Raw genomic sequence first — 12,805 nt, forward strand, 5'->3', positions numbered from 1 at the left:
GAGGCGATGGAGAAGATCCACTACCTCGGTGTCGACATCGGGGGCACCAAGGTGGCCTTCCGGGTGGAGGCCGACGCGGAGTGCGTCGACGAGACCGTGTTTCCCTGGGCTCCCCGGCACAGCGCGGCCCGCGACCTTGCCCAACTCGGGTCTTTCGTGGGCGAGTTGCGAACACGGCTGGGAGTGTCCTTCCGGGCAGTGGGAGTCGCGGTGCCCGCGACGGTCGGACCGGCCGGACGGGTCACCGCCTGGCCGAGCCGACCGGAGTGGGCCGGGACGGATCTGGCGGTGGCACTGCCCGCGCTCTTCCCCGGCGCAGCCGTGGCCTGGGCGGACGACGGCGATCTCGGCGCACTCGCCGAGGCCCGGCGCTCGGGTTGTGACGATCTGCTCTACCTGGGGGTGGGTACGGGCGTCGGCGGCGGACTCGTGCTGAACGGCGAGCTGTGCCCGGGACTCGGCCGCGGATCCTTCGAGATCGGACATTTGGTGGTGGAGATGAGCGGTCCGCGGTGTCTCTGCGGCCGCCGGGGGTGCCTCCAGGCGATCGCCTCCGGCCCGGCCACCCTGCGCCGCGCGACTCGGCTGCGGGGGAGGACGGTCCCCTTCGACGACCTGCGGCAGGCATGGTGCGACGGCCGGCCGTGGGCGGTCTCCGTGATCAGGCGGACCTGCCGGGCGCTGGCCGTCGCGGCGATCGGCGTCCAGGAATTGGTCCATCCGCGACTCGTGCTGCTCGGCGGCGGCTTCGCGAGCGGTATCCCGGGCTTCGTCGAAGCCGTGTCCGCATACCTCGCGGAGCTGGCCCGCCCAGGCCTGCTCCCGCTGCCCGTGAGGCCGGCCGCGTCGGGAGGCCTGTCCTCGCTGCACGGCGCGGTGTCGCTCGCCCGCCTGGCAGCGCCCTGACCCGTCAGATCCCGTCAGACCCCGTCAGGCCCTTCAGGTCCCGCTTCCGCAGAGCGGGAACCGCCTTCGCCCGCCACCGAAGCTCGACACAGAAGAGGGAGACCCATGACCGCTACCGCAGAGAACTCCGCCGACCCGATCGACCTGCTCTCGCCGGACCTGACCGCCGAACCGTTCGCCAGGTACGCGCGGATGCGTGAGCAGGCGCCGGTGCTCACCGGCACCGTGCTGGGGTCGCCGATGTGGCTGGTCACCCGTTACGACGACGTACGCCAGGTCCTCACCGACCCGCGGTTCGTCACCGACCCGGCATCGGTACAGGGAGCGGGCCAGGACGGAGAGCACGCGATCCTGAAGCAGCTCGACATCCCGTCCGACGTGGTCGACCTCATCGAGAAGGCGATGATGAACCTCGACGGCGCGGCCCACACCAGGCTGCGCAAGCTGGTCTCCCGGGCGTTCACCGCGCGACGGGTGGCCGAGATGCGTCCGCGGATCGAGGAGATCACCGCGAGGCTGCTCGACCGGATGGCCGACGCGGGGCGCGACGGAGCCCCGGTCGACCTCGTGGAGGCGTTCTGCTATCCGGTGCCGATCGCCGTGATCTGCGAGATGGTCGGGATCGACGAGGCCGACCGCCCGCAGTGGCACCGTTGGGGGCGTGTGCTGTCCCTGATGCAGGTCGAGCTCCTGCCGACCATCCTGCGCGAGTGCGCCGACCACGTGATGGACGTCATCACCCGGCGGCGCGCGGAGCCGCGTGACGACCTGATCTCCGCGCTCGTACAGGTCCAGGAGGACGACGGAGACCGCCTCTCCGACCGGGAGATGGTCACCCTGGTCTTCACCATGGTGACCGCCGGGCACGAGTCGACGACGTACCTGATCGGCAACTCGGTGCTCGCCCTGCTCGAACACCCGGACCAGCTCGCGCTGCTGCGCGAGGATCCGTCCCGGTGGCAGCCGGCGGTGCGCGAGCTCATGCGCCTGGGGCCCTCCCAGTTTGCACAGCCCCGGTACGCGGCGGAGGAGATCGAGCTGGGCGGGATGAAGATCCCGGCGGGCTCGGCGGTCACCCCGCTGCTCCTGGCCGCCAACACCGACCCGCGCAAGTACGCCGACCCCGAGCGGCTGGACGTCTGCCGGGGAGCCGGGAGCCACGTCGGGTTCGGGATGGGCGCGCACCACTGCCTCGGTGCTCCGCTGGCCTACCAGGAGGCGGAGGTGGCGCTGCAGGCACTGTTCACCCGGTTCCCGGACCTCTCCCTCGCGGTGCCGCGCGAGCAGATCCCGTGGGCGCTGCGGCCCGGGTTCACCCGGGTCGAGAAGCTCCCGCTGCGGCTCCGCTGAGCGCGCCCCGGCCGGCTCTGCTGGCCGCCCCCGTCGGCCGGCCCGGCCGGCGGGGGCCCGCCCGCACCGCACCGGAGCGGGCGGCCTGCACGTACGGGGATCAGGCCGGCGCGGATCCTCGGAGAGCCCCTCTTCCGGGCGGCCCGATCGTCCCCGCCGCGCGTCTCCCACCTGCCCGATCGCGCCGTGCCCTCGGCGCCGTCAGCCGGCCCGGTCGGACACGCCGGCCGGCACCGCGGCGCTCAACCGGTCCCGCAAGCCGTCGACCAGGGCTCGGGTGTCCACGGGGCCGCTCGCCGCGCCGAAGACGTGGTAGTCCGGACGGACGAGCAGCGAAGTAGCCCCGAACCGCGCCAGATACGGTCCGTAGACGTCGTCCAGGTCCACCACACCGACCACGGCCGCCCGCCCGCCGTCGGCCTCCGCGGTCGACGCCGGCACCCGCTCGTCGGGGGTGTGCCCGGTCGGCAGCAGCCGCACCACATGGGCCCCCAGGCCGACCAGGAAGGAAAGCCGGTCCGCGTCGAGCGCGCTGAGCGGATCGTCGGTCGTCAGCAGGACGAAACCACGGCCGACGACGTCGTCGAACAGACCGCTGCTGCCCGCCCGGCCCACTCGTCCCTGTGGGACGACCTCACCCGCCGGCGGCTCGGCCGTGTCCGCTCCCGGACGCCGGTGCAGCAGCCCGCCCGAGAGCGGCCTCGCCGGCTCGGGCCGGGTCGGTGGCCGACCGCGCCGATTGGCGAGCACCGTGGCATCCCGCTCCGCGGCGGCCACCGGATCCGTCACACAGATCACCCGGCCCAGCTGGACAGACGCCAGGATCGACTCCCGGGCCTGTGCGCGGCGTTCCTCCGGATAGCTGTCCAGGAGGGACTCGGCCGCCAGGCCGCTCAGCGTCAGGTCCAGCTTCCACGCCAGGTTGACGACGTCCCGGATCCCGGAGCACATGCCCTGTCCGGCGAAGGGCGGCATGAGATGCGCCGCGTCACCGGCCAGCAGGACATGGCCCACCCGCCACCGGTCGGCCCAACTGGCCTGGAACATGTACGTGGTGCTGCGCAGCAGGGTGGCGGTGTCGGGGGTGACGCCGAAGGGCGCCAGCAGCCGCCACGCCGTCTCGTCCCGGTTGAGTTCGGCGGTGCTCTCACCCGGCAGACGCATGAACTCCCAGCGCCGGCGCCCGGGGCCGCTGCCCACCAGGGTCGTGGGCCTGGCCGGATCGCAGACCTGCACGTTGGTGGGGGTGAACTCGCGTGGCGGCCGCAGTTCGATGTCGCAGAGCAGCCACTCGTAGGAGAACCCGAGGTCCGTGACGGAGACGTCGAGGTGGTCGCGGACGAAGCTGTTGGCGCCGTCGCACCCCACGACCCACCTCGCGGAGAGGATCCGGGTCGTTCCGTCGCCGGTGGCGGCGGTCACCTGCACCTGCTGCTCGCCGTCGGTGATGCCCACGACCTCGTGCCCGCGCAGTACCGTGATCCCGCGAAGCGCCGCCGCTCTGGCGGCGAGCAGTTCCTCCAGGGCGGGCTGGTGCATCGTATTGGCGTCCGGCCAGCCGTAGGGGCCGGCTGTGGTGAACGCGATGTCCAGCAGTGCCGCTCCGGCGGCGGTCCGCCACTGGTAGCCGTTGGCCGGTTCCGTGATCCGGCCCAGATCCGGGCCGATCCCGGTGGCGGCCAGGAGCCGTGCGGTCTCCCCGTCGAAACTGGTCGCCCGGGGAAGCGGGTACGGCCGGACCCGCCGTTCGAGTACGATCACCCGCCGGCCGCGCTGGGCGAGCAGCACCGACAGCGCGGCACCGATCGGCCCGTTGCCCACGATGACGACGTCCGCGTCCGTCGAATCCGTCGCGTCCATCGGGTCTGCCGGGTTCGGCTTCGGGTCGTGTGGTCGCATGGTTGCCATCGGGGACCTATGCGCGTGCTGCCGGCAGATCGGCGAGGACTTCGGAAAACGACGTCAAGGAAAACCTCACAGGTATGCGCTGTCCGCGGAGCTGAATTCCGCCACGCTGGAAATCGCTGGAATAGTATTCCCCTCCTCGAAACGTGTCAAGAAGCGAAAAACCTTACCAGGTCGGGGGATGTTCGTCCGGCCATTGCTGTTTTAGCCTGCCGAAAGGCCGTGTCGACCGATCAGGTGTTTCCCAGCCGGCGGCGTACTTCGAGAAACGGGTCCTTCGGTTTTATCCGGCCCGAACGACAATGCCCGTCCAGATTTTCTGACATGGAAGGGGGAGAGCCATGACCGCTACCGCCGAGAACTCGGCCGACCCGATCGAACTGCTCTCGCCGGAGCTGACAGCCGACCCGTTCGGCGGGTACGCGCGCATACGTGAACAGGCCCCGATGATGACGGGCACGATCGTGGACGGCGCTCCGCCGATGTGGCTGGTCACCCGTTACGACGACGTGCGTCGGGTCCTCACCGACCCGCGGTTCCTCAACAACCCGGCGGCGGGGCCCACGCCGGGCGGCTCCTCGATCATGAAGCTGCTCAAGATCCCGTCCGACCTGGTCGACTACCTCGCCGACAAGCTCATGCAGATCGACGGCGCCGACCACCGCCGTCAGCGGAAGCTGGTCTCCCGGGTGTTCACCGCGCGACGGGTGGCCGAGATGCGTCCGCGGATCGAGGAGATCACCGCGAGGCTGCTCGACCGGATGGCCGACGCGAGCCGCGACGGAGCCCCGGTCGACCTCATGGAGGCGTTCTGCTATCCGGTGCCGATCGCCGTGATCTGCGAGCTGGTCGGGATAGACGAGGCCGACCGGCCCCGGTGGGGCGAGTGGGGGCGCGTGCTGTCCTCGCCCGTGGAGTACATCGAGCGCGTCCCGGACGTTCTGCGCGAGTGCGTCGACCACGTGCTCGACGTGATCGCGCGCCGGCGCGCGGAGCCGCGCGACGACCTGGTCTCCGTCCTGGTGCAGGCCCAGGAGGAAGACGGCGACCGTCTCTCCGACCGCGAGTTGGTCACCCTCGTCTTCACCCTGGTGATCACCGGGTACGAGACGACGACGTACATGCTCGGCAACTCGGTGCTCGCCCTGCTCGAACACCCGGACCAGCTCGCGCTGCTGCGCGCGGACCCCTCCCGGTGGCCGCAGGCGGTGCATGAGCTCATGCGCCTGGGGCCCGCCCAGTGGGGACTGCCCCGGTATCCGACGGAGGAGGTCGAAGTGGGCGGCAAGACGATCCCGGCGGGGTCGCCGGTCATGCCGCTGCTGCTGGCCGCCAACACCGACCCGCGCAAGTACGACGACCCCGAGCGGCTGGACGTCTGCCGGGACAGCGGGCAGAGCCATCTCGGATTCGGACAGGGGGCGCACTACTGCCTCGGCGCGCCGCTGGCCCTGCTGGAGGCGGAGGTGGCGCTGCAGGCGCTGTTCACCCGGTTCCCGGATCCCTCCCTCGCGGTGGAGCGCGAGAAGATCCCGTGGGTGCCGCGGCCAGGAGTCACCCGGGTCACGCGGCTGCCGCTGCGACTCGCCTGAACGCCGCTCCCGCCGGTCGGAGCGGCCGGCGGGAGCGGCGGGGGCGGCCGGCGCTCACCACGGCGCCGGTCCGGCTACGCGACCTTCGTCGCGCACAGGATGCCGTGCGCGATCAGTGCTCCCGGCATGTGGGCGAGATCCTGGGCGACCGTCCTGGTGACCTTGAACCCGCACTCCTCCACCCACTTCCGGTAGGTCGCGAGCTTCTGCGGCCCGCCCTGGCCCATGGTGCAGCCGAGGAAGTAGGCGGGGAAGAGGTCGACGCCGACACTGCTGGACTCCCTGACGTCGTCGGGGTACACCGGCACCAGGATGTTGATCTGCCCACCGACCTTCAGTGCCCTGTTGACGCCGTTGAGGATCCTGAGCACGTCCTTTCTGTCGAACATGTCCAGGAAATGCTTGATCAGGACGATGTCGAAACCCTGGGGAACGCTTTCGAAGACGTCACCGCCGATGAACGAGCAATGCTTCTCCACGCCTTGAGCTCTGAAATTCTCCAGGCATTCCCGCTCTTTCTCGGGCAGGTCGAAAGTCGTCACGCGCAGTCCGGGTGACGCCTTCGCCCGATAGGTCATGATCGCTCCCAGACCGGTGTTCCCGGCGAGGTCGAGGACCTGTGAGCCGGACGCTATGTGGACGTTGCGGAGAAACCAGGGATCCATGTGAGCGGTGACGTCGTCCATCATCGTCGCCCAGGATTCGCGCAGGTCCTTGTGCTCGGCCACGGCCTCGTAGAGATTCCCCTCGAAGCCGTAGAGCTTGTCCAGGCCGACGATCGTGCCCGTACGGACGCTTTCGGTGAGGTAGAACATCTGCCTGAGCATGACCACCTTGATCATGTTCATCACCTGGAGGACACGCCTGAGGTCGGTCTCGGCGATGCCCGCGAACGCGTCGAGGGAGTAGCCGCCGGAACGCTTGTCGTAGGAGACGAAGCCCTCCTTGACCGACAGGTGGAGGAGCTGCTCCACGGCGTCCGGCGCGGCGCCGACGGCGTTCCCGAGCTGGGCCGCGGTCATGCCGGGGGTCTTGCGGAGCGCATCGACCAGACCGAGCTCGAAACACGACAAAAGGATCATGAACCTCGCGGGTCCCACCATGTACTCGCGAAGTCGTAGGAACGTGGCTACTGCGGTCATCGCGGTCATCGCACTGATTCCTTAGCTCGGTTGGTCGTCCGGCGCAACGTCCTGATCCGGCTCGAGGCCGCGTCCCGCCCGACTCAGGCAGGACGCCGGGCGACGATCCTGGCGTGATGGAGTCGGGCCCTGTCCGCCTCGAACACGGCCCGCAGCACTTCGTCCACGAACTCGTCGGCGCGCTCGCCCAGCGCGGCGGCCTGGGTGGCGAACCCGGCCAGCTTGTACCGCCGGCGCAGCTCGGGCAGCTCCGACGGGTCCAGGCCGGGACCCTTCGCGCTCAACGCGTGGACGATCTCCGGTTCGTAGTGGGTGATCTCCAGTCCGGTGTCCACGAGGATCTCCGCCACTTCCTCGGCCGGATACTCGTGCATGGCAGGCTGCGCCCCGGCGAGCAGGTCCTTCCACTTCGGGCTGTCCGCGATCTCTCGCAGGATCCCGAACATCCCGGGACCGTCACCTCGCGGCTGGGCACCGGTCCACTGGAGCACGACGTACCCACCCGGACGCAGCGCGCGGGCCATCCGGCGCAACGGCGCGTCGACCTCGGTCACCCAGTGCAGCACCCAGGAGGAATGGACCACGGTGAAACGCTCCTGCGGGAGGTCCAGCCGCTCCGCCGTGCGGACCTCGGCGTGCACGGGGAGTCCGGCACACCGCTGCCGGGTGGCGTCCACCATGGACGGTGACGCGTCGCATGCCCAGACGTCGAAACCCCGCTCCGCGGCGGTGCGCGCTATCTCCCCGGTTCCGCAGCCGATCTCGGCGAACGCCCCGCCTTGTTCCAGAACGTCGCCCGCGAGCGAGAGCGCGGCGAGTGCCGTTTTGACGTGCGGTGTGTTCACCTGCGCGTAATCCTCGGCCAGCCAGGCACTGGTTGCGGTCATCGACGATGTCCTTTCTCTGCCGGGAACCGTGCGGCGCCGAGTGGAATCGGCGGACCCATCGCCCGAAATCGCGCCGCCGCCCGGGACATGGGAAATCCCTGCCGATCCCGCGACGCGCACCGGGCCTTTGCAAAGTAGGGCAGGAGCGACAGGCTGGGCATCCCCCGATCTGATAGGCCCCCGTCCGGGGGGCGGGGGGTGGCACCGACCACTGCGGCAACAGGCCCGCCGACACGGTCATTCGGCCAGCGAGAGGGCCCCGCTCGGGCAGATGTGAACTGCTTCGCGAGCCCTTTTCACCAGGAACTCGCCCTCCGGCTCGGAGTTCAGCACGACGACGGTGCCGTCCTCCTCGCTCTGGTCGAACAGTTCCGGCCCGCTGAGCGCGCACTGGCCTGCGCCGACACACTTGCCGGTGTCCGCGATGATCTTCATGAAATTGCCTCCTACCAGATGACCGGCAGCCGGCCGACCGGAGTTCGCGTACACGACGGAGGGCGGGCCTATTCCAGGGGTCGAACGTCCCGGCCGGGCGTCATCCCGACTCACCCCGAAATGCGGCGTGATGAGCAGACGAGGGGCTATCAGACCGAGGGATGCCCGACCGGTGACACCTCTCCTACTCTGCCGAGGGACGACACAAGTCGCGGGGTCGGCACGGATCCCACCGTCGACCGTCGGCCGACCCGCGGTCGAGGCAAGCGTGCCAAAAGGCGATTCCTGAAAGGAATTTCAGCCAGTGCCTCAACCAGCGGAGCAGTTCGAACGATGGATCCGTCGATTTCACCCGGCGCCGGACAGCAGAGCCCGCCTGGTGTGCCTGCCGCACGCCGGTGGATCGGCGAGCTTCTTCTTTCCGGTCTCCAAGGCGCTCGCGCCCGAGGTGGAGGTGCTCGCGGTCCAGTACCCGGGGCGGCAGGACCGGCGCCACGAGCCGAATGTCTCCGGCCTCCCGGACCTGGCCGACCGGATATTCGCGGCGCTGCGCCCTCTCGATGATCGTCCCCTCGCGTTGTTCGGGCACAGCATGGGCGCCGTGCTGGCCTACGAGATCGCGCTGCGCATGCAGGACTCCGGACTCCCCGCACCCGTGCGGCTCTTCGTCTCCGGCCGCCGGGCCCCGTCCCGCCACCGCGACGAGCGGGTGCACCTGCGATCGGACGCGCAGATCGTCGCCGAGATTCGGATGCTGAGCGGCACCGACGCGGCCGTGCTGGCCGACCCCGAGGTGCTGGACATGATCATGCCCGCCGTCCGCAGCGACTACCGTGCCGTCGAGACGTACCGGTACGACCCCGGCAGGATGCTGGACTGTCCGGTGACGGTGCTGACCGGAGACAGCGATCCCCGGGTCTCGATCGACGAAGCGGCAGCCTGGGAGGTGCACGCCACCGGGCCGACGGAGCTCCAACTGCTCCCCGGTGGTCACTTCTTCCTCGTCGATCAGAGTGAACGCGTGATCGGACTCGTGGCGGAGAAACTGGGTGGCCAGGGCGTCGGTACGTAGGCCGGGGCCGCTGTCCGAGGCGATCCGGCTCCGGCCGGCGCGTCGCCGACGGGCTCCCGTTCGCGGAGGGGAACACCTGCCGGCCGCGGCTTCGTCGCAATGGGTCCGGCTGTACCGGATGTCAGTATTCACCACTCGACACCCGGCTCCACGTTCGCGTCAGTTCCACGCGAGAAGCCACGTTCATTTTCCGGAAGATCTTCTTCAGATGGAAAGCCACCGTGTGGCCGGAGATGAACAGACGCTCACCGACCTGGGAGTTCGTGAAGCCGTGGCTCACCAACTCGGCGACGGCAGCTTCCGTGTTGGTGAGGGAGTCGACGTTGACGCTGTGGGTGGCGTACTGCGGATAGCGGCCACGCCGCACGCCGAGCGAGCGAAGCCTGCTGACGACCCTACGGGCATCTCGTGGCGCCGCGGAGCTGGAATATCCGTCCACCGCTCGTTCGAGGACCTCGACCGCCCGATCACGTTCATGATGCGGTGCGGAGAGGAGTTTCCCGGCATCTTCGTAGGCCGAGGCACCGGCCCACAGGTCCAGATGCGATTCGGCTGCCACGATGAGCTTTTGCGGATTCTCCTCCAGTAACCCGTCGGCATGTGCCGCTGCCGCTTCCAGGGAACGGAGCCCGCGGTTGCGTGCGGCGAGCCCGGATGCTTCGTCGACGACACGCTTGGCGAGAGGTTCTTCGTCCAGGTCTTTCGCGGCCCGGACAAGCCACGAGGCGGCGGCCGGTTGCGAGGCCAGCAGCTCGAGCACCAGCTGGTCGTCCCTGATGATGCCCGCGACGAGATGAGCGGCGCTCACTGCGCCTCCCTGCACCTCCTGGAGCTGAGCGGCGGCCCAGGCGCACTGGCTGGGGCCGTGGAGGGTGTTGCCGAGCAGGGCGTCGTCCCGCAGCTGGTTCGCGAAGTCCAGGCTCACGCTCATGTTGCCCTGCCGCAGAGCGCTCAGTGCCATCACGGTGTGCGCGGCGGGAAGCAGGCAGTTGAGGCCGGCCTCCCGTGCCTGGTGAACACCCTTCCCTGCCAGTTCGACAGCGGTGTCGACGTCCCCCTGGGTGAACGCGAGGTCCGCCGCGCAGATCAGTGAGGCCGCCACCAGCTCGCCGGTGCCCTCGATGCCGGTCCGCACTTCCTCCACGCTGTCGAGTACACGTGCCGCGGAGGCCGGCTCGCGGATTCTGACCAGGAGGGTGGAATACCAGACTTTCGCCATACCCAGGCAATTTCCGTCATATGTGGGGTGCGTTTCACTGGATGTGGCCGCCCAGCGTATGGCCTCCGTCAGATCCCCGCGCGACCAGGCGGAGAAGGAGAGCGCGGAGAGCCGAACGGGCTCGCAGGAGGTGCTTTCACAGGCATACGACACAGAAAGAGAGGGCCTCGACTGCAGGGGAAAACAGGTATTGGGCATCACATCTCCTGGCCTGGGGTCATCGTCACGCTCGGATGTTCTCTGTGGGGGCTACCGGCAGCGCTGACCATCGGCATTCGGCGCCTCGCCGGCCGCCCTGCATCCTCGGATCACGGACCGGAGGGAGGTGGGCGTGCGGCACGAGGCGGTACCGGATGACGCGAGATGGTGGGGGGAGGGAAGAAGGGGGAGTGAGCTCGAGTTGGGCCTGGCTTGTTCGGACGATCCGATCTTAAAGCCCGGAAGTGCAGAGTTACTTCAGCAGAAATGAAGTATTAATTTAAAACTACTGTCGAGTAACGTGCAATTCTTGCCACCTGCGATATGCCCGGATCTGTCGTGCCCTTCCCGGCTGCAACTGGCCTGTGGCCCGGTCGCGGAGCTAGTCCGTCAGGCCGGGCCATGGTGTGAGGTGGCTCGCGCGCGGCTGAGAGGTGATCCCGGAAGCGGCACGTCACTCGCGTGACGGACCGCGCTCGCCTCGCGCTCGCCGGTCGTTTCGCCCGCGCCCGTTGTCCGATGCCCGTATCCGCACGGCGCCTCCGGCGCACTCGGCGACAACTGCCCTGCGCCCTCTGTCAGTTCATGTGCGCGTAGATCAACGGGCCATGGCTGCTTCCGTTTCGGACCAATAGGAGCCGGGTATGTCTTCAGGCTGGATCAATGGATCCGGGTGGGTTTACGGGTGGAACCCGGACAGCTTTGGCGGAAAACGAGGGGAAATGTTTTGGGAAAGTCATCCGTCCGCGTTCTGTTGGTAAGCGATGATGCAGGCCTGAATGGCGCCTTGCATAAACCGCCGTTCCCCGCAAAATACACGATCATTATGGCGGCCACCGGCGGCGAGGCCGTGGAGAACTTTCCTGATTTCGACCTGTTGCTCTTCGACTCTTCCACGCCGGGCCTGGACAGTTACGAGGTCTGTAAGAGGGTCCGCACGCAGACGTCCGTGCCGATCATCATTCTCGGACCGTATGTCAACGAGATCGACCGGGTGCTCGCGCTGAATGCCGGAGCGGACTACTGCGTCGTCAAATCAGACTCGCTCCACGAGTTGAAAGCGAGTATGGATGCCGTCATACGGAGATCGCGTATGCCTCATCGGCAGGTCCACAGGCCGCCGGCCAGGGCCGGGGAGACATTGATCGTGGGGTCCCTGCGTCTGAATCTGCGCAACCGTGATGTCGCCCTCGACGGTCGGCAGATCCAACTGACCCCGAAGGAGTTCGATCTGCTCTCCATGCTGATGGAGGACCCCGACACCGTGCACACCCGCAAAGCCATCATCTCCCGGGTGTGGAAAGATCACTGGTTCGGCTCGACGCGGACTCTCGACGTCCACATCGGGGCCCTACGCCAGAAGCTCGGCTCCTACGACTGGATCGAGACCAAACGTGGAATCGGCTTCCGGCTCGGTTCCGCACCGTCACCGACCGCGCGGGACTCACCGTAACCGCAGAGGTGTCCACGCGGTGAAAGCGCGGGCCTAGTCGGAAACCCCGCGCGGCAGCCGGGCCCGCGTGCCCGACGTCGGTCATGTCCGTCTCGCGGACCCCTCTCGTGCACACTCCCGGGCTCTCAGGTCACGTGGCGTCGCCCGGACAGCCGCAACAGGGCCTGGCGGCCAGACGATGGCCGAAGGCTCCCAGGTCGACCACCACGCCGCTCGCCAGAGGGGCGATCACCGATTCGTGGCGGAATTGTTCGCGGGCCCATACGTTGCTGAGGTGCACCTCGACCCAGGGCGGGGAATAGCTTGCCAGCGCGTCGCGAAGACTCCATCCGGCAATCATGAGAGCACCTGGATTGACGATCGCCCCGACAGTGGTGTCACCGTGCTCGTGAATCGCGCCGACGAGATCTCCCTCCCCGTCGCGCTGGATCGAGAGAACTTCCCACCCTGGACGCTCACCTCCTCGTCGACCGCCGCTTCGATGTCGGCCAACGTATCGGTGCCGTATATCCACCTCCATGGTGTCGATGCCGTGCACGATGCACCACCATCAGAATGGGTAGTTCCCGCGGCACACGAGCGTCGGACGGCTTGCCGGGAAACCGCTTCGGCGCTACCAGCATGGGTAGACTTTCCGTATCGGGCG

At 68.5% G+C, this 12,805-nt stretch carries 11 protein-coding genes; 5 read left to right on the top strand and 6 right to left on the bottom strand.

What is annotated here, in order from left to right:
- Positions 1-6: 6 nt before the first annotated feature.
- Together OG933_RS40815 and OG933_RS40820 are read left to right on the top strand one after the other, a co-directional pair.
- The gene (locus OG933_RS40815; protein WP_405632160.1) at positions 7-906 is read left to right on the top strand and encodes an ROK family protein; all 900 of its coding nucleotides are present in this window, start codon (positions 7-9) and stop codon (positions 904-906) included.
- A 105-nt stretch (positions 907-1,011) separates the two neighbouring features.
- A complete protein-coding gene (locus tag OG933_RS40820; RefSeq protein WP_362526375.1) occupies positions 1,012-2,256 on the top strand; it encodes a cytochrome P450 in 1,245 nt (414 codons plus the stop codon).
- A 201-nt stretch (positions 2,257-2,457) separates the two neighbouring features.
- Here the strand turns inward: OG933_RS40820 and OG933_RS40825 are convergent, their stop codons facing one another.
- Entirely contained in the window at positions 2,458-4,155 is a 1,698-nt protein-coding gene (locus OG933_RS40825) for a bifunctional 3-(3-hydroxy-phenyl)propionate/3-hydroxycinnamic acid hydroxylase (protein ID WP_362526378.1), read from the bottom strand.
- A 347-nt stretch (positions 4,156-4,502) separates the two neighbouring features.
- Here OG933_RS40825 and OG933_RS40830 point away from each other — a divergent pair, with 347 nt between their 5' ends.
- Complete coding sequence (locus OG933_RS40830; RefSeq protein WP_405632165.1) at positions 4,503-5,753, top strand: cytochrome P450; 1,251 nt, start codon at positions 4,503-4,505, stop codon at positions 5,751-5,753.
- A 74-nt stretch (positions 5,754-5,827) separates the two neighbouring features.
- On the opposite strand, the gene OG933_RS40835 is transcribed toward OG933_RS40830, so the two are convergent.
- The 3 genes from OG933_RS40835 to OG933_RS40845 form a co-directional block, all read right to left on the bottom strand.
- Positions 5,828-6,904 (bottom strand): methyltransferase, encoded by a 1,077-nt coding sequence (locus OG933_RS40835; protein ID WP_405632168.1) that lies wholly within the window; start codon positions 6,902-6,904, stop codon positions 5,828-5,830.
- Positions 6,905-6,978: 74 nt separating this feature from the next.
- Positions 6,979-7,782, bottom strand: a complete 804-nt coding sequence (locus OG933_RS40840) for a methyltransferase domain-containing protein (protein ID WP_362526386.1) — start codon at positions 7,780-7,782, stop codon at positions 6,979-6,981.
- A 237-nt stretch (positions 7,783-8,019) separates the two neighbouring features.
- A complete protein-coding gene (locus OG933_RS40845) occupies positions 8,020-8,217 on the bottom strand; it encodes a 4Fe-4S domain-containing protein (RefSeq protein WP_362526389.1) in 198 nt (65 codons plus the stop codon).
- 304 nt (positions 8,218-8,521) lie between these two features.
- Here OG933_RS40845 and OG933_RS40850 point away from each other — a divergent pair, with 304 nt between their 5' ends.
- Positions 8,522-9,289: a thioesterase II family protein gene (locus OG933_RS40850; protein WP_405632172.1), complete on the top strand. Its 768-nt coding sequence runs from the start codon at positions 8,522-8,524 to the stop codon at positions 9,287-9,289.
- A gap of 121 nt (positions 9,290-9,410) precedes the next feature.
- Here OG933_RS40850 and OG933_RS40855 read toward each other — a convergent pair whose 3' ends face one another.
- Positions 9,411-10,508: a LuxR C-terminal-related transcriptional regulator gene (locus OG933_RS40855; RefSeq protein ID WP_405632174.1), complete on the bottom strand. Its 1,098-nt coding sequence runs from the start codon at positions 10,506-10,508 to the stop codon at positions 9,411-9,413.
- An 883-nt stretch (positions 10,509-11,391) separates the two neighbouring features.
- Here OG933_RS40855 and OG933_RS40860 point away from each other — a divergent pair.
- Complete coding sequence (locus OG933_RS40860) at positions 11,392-12,159, top strand: response regulator transcription factor (protein ID WP_362526398.1); 768 nt, start codon at positions 11,392-11,394, stop codon at positions 12,157-12,159.
- 130 nt (positions 12,160-12,289) lie between these two features.
- Here the strand turns inward: OG933_RS40860 and OG933_RS40865 are convergent, their stop codons facing one another.
- On the bottom strand, positions 12,290-12,697 hold the full coding sequence (locus OG933_RS40865; protein WP_405632177.1) for a type II 3-dehydroquinate dehydratase: 408 nt from the start codon (positions 12,695-12,697) through the stop codon (positions 12,290-12,292).
- Positions 12,698-12,805: the final 108 nt, after the last annotated feature.

The organism is Streptomyces sp. NBC_00016, from assembly GCF_045040885.1.
Classification (GTDB): domain Bacteria; phylum Actinomycetota; class Actinomycetes; order Streptomycetales; family Streptomycetaceae; genus Streptomyces; species Streptomyces coriariae.

Coding starts and splice junctions, on each gene's coding strand:
- OG933_RS40815 (WP_405632160.1), top strand. CDS start 7: ATGGAGAAGATCCACTACCTCGGTGTCGACATCGGGGGCACCAAGGTG.
- OG933_RS40820 (WP_362526375.1), top strand. CDS start 1,012: ATGACCGCTACCGCAGAGAACTCCGCCGACCCGATCGACCTGCTCTCG.
- OG933_RS40825 (WP_362526378.1), bottom strand. CDS start 4,155: ATGCGACCACACGACCCGAAGCCGAACCCGGCAGACCCGATGGACGCG.
- OG933_RS40830 (WP_405632165.1), top strand. CDS start 4,503: ATGACCGCTACCGCCGAGAACTCGGCCGACCCGATCGAACTGCTCTCG.
- OG933_RS40835 (WP_405632168.1), bottom strand. CDS start 6,904: ATGACCGCGATGACCGCAGTAGCCACGTTCCTACGACTTCGCGAGTAC.
- OG933_RS40840 (WP_362526386.1), bottom strand. CDS start 7,782: ATGACCGCAACCAGTGCCTGGCTGGCCGAGGATTACGCGCAGGTGAAC.
- OG933_RS40845 (WP_362526389.1), bottom strand. CDS start 8,217: ATGAAGATCATCGCGGACACCGGCAAGTGTGTCGGCGCAGGCCAGTGC.
- OG933_RS40855 (WP_405632174.1), bottom strand. CDS start 10,508: ATGGCGAAAGTCTGGTATTCCACCCTCCTGGTCAGAATCCGCGAGCCG.